1 protein-coding gene is annotated in these 1358 nt (G+C 50.7%); it reads left to right on the forward strand.

The window, feature by feature from the left end; translation table 11 throughout:
* The first annotated feature begins 65 nt into the window (after positions 1-65).
* Positions 66-1292 (forward strand): IS256 family transposase, encoded by a 1227-nt coding sequence (locus U3A58_RS21660; protein WP_323826481.1) that lies wholly within the window; start codon positions 66-68, stop codon positions 1290-1292.
* The last annotated feature ends 66 nt before the right edge of the window (positions 1293-1358 follow it).

Below are 1358 nucleotides of genomic sequence, written 5' to 3' on the forward strand. Positions count from 1 at the left end.
GAGACTGTAATCTAAACTCTGTCTAAGACTTTGAATTTAAGTTAAAGTTTATAAGATAGAGCAGTATGAAAGAACAAGAATCGACATTCAAGAAGAAAGTATTAGACCAGTTTTTATCAGGAGAAAACCTGTTCGGCAAAAACGGAGCCTTGGCACCAGTGCTGAAAGAGTTTTTGGAAGAGGCACTTCAGGCGGAGATGGAGGAACACCTCCGGGATGGGGAGAAAGGCCGTTCATCGGGCAACAAGCGGAACGGCAGGGGTAGCAAGACTGTCAAAAGCAATGTTGGCGAAGTCACCATTGACACCCCTGAGGACCGTCACAGCAGCTTTGAACCCAAGATCATAGAGAAGCGCCAGCGTATTCTGGCGGACAACCTGGAGGACCAGATCATCGCCCTTTACGGGATGGGCAGCAGCCTGCGTGACATCTCCTCGCATATCAGGGAAATGTATGATACGGAAGTCTCCACCCACGTGATCAGCGAGATCACAGACCGTGTGATCCCCCGGGTAAAAGAATGGCAGAACCGTCCATTGGAGGAGGTTTACTGCATCGTGTGGCTGGACGCCATGCACTTCAAGGTGCGGGAAGAAGGAAAGGTGAGGCACAAGGCACTTTACAATGTGCTTGGGATCAACAAATCCGGGAGAAAGGAAATCCTGGGGATGTATCTGTCTGAAAGCGAGGGAGCCAACTTTTGGTTACAGGTACTCAGTGATCTGCAGCACCGTGGGGTCAGGGATATTCTGATTGCCTGTACGGACAATCTTGCAGGCTTTCCGGAGGCCATCCATTCGGTTTTTCCCAAAACCGAAATCCAGCTGTGTATCGTCCATCAGATCCGCAACAGCCTGAAATATGTGGCAAGCAAGGACCAGAAGGAGTTTGCCCGTGACCTCAAGCTGGTCTATGGTGCGGACACCAGGGACGGGGCAGAATCGGCACTACTGGATCTGGAAGAGAAATGGGGGAAGAAATACCCGGTGGTACTCCGGTCATGGAACAGCAACTGGGAAAGGCTCAGCGCCTATTTTGCCTACACCAAGGGCATCCGGAAGATGATCTATACCACAAATGCGGTGGAAGGGTACCACAGGCAGGTGAGAAAGGTGACCAAGACCAAAGGGGCGTTTACCAGTGACATGGCCCTGTTGAAACTCGTATACCTGGCCACGCGCCGGATCGAGAAAAAATGGAGTTCACCTTTGCACAACTGGAGCTTGACAGTCCAGCAGCTGGCCATTAAATTTGAGGGAAGGCTGAAGCTGGACATCACTACGGAAAATTAATTAATTAGTTCCCTTCCCTTGGGGTACCCCAAGGGAAGGGAAGGACAGAGTTTAGCTAACACTCCC

This window comes from Algoriphagus persicinus, from assembly GCF_035156415.1.
Lineage (GTDB): Bacteria > Bacteroidota > Bacteroidia > Cytophagales > Cyclobacteriaceae > Algoriphagus > Algoriphagus persicinus.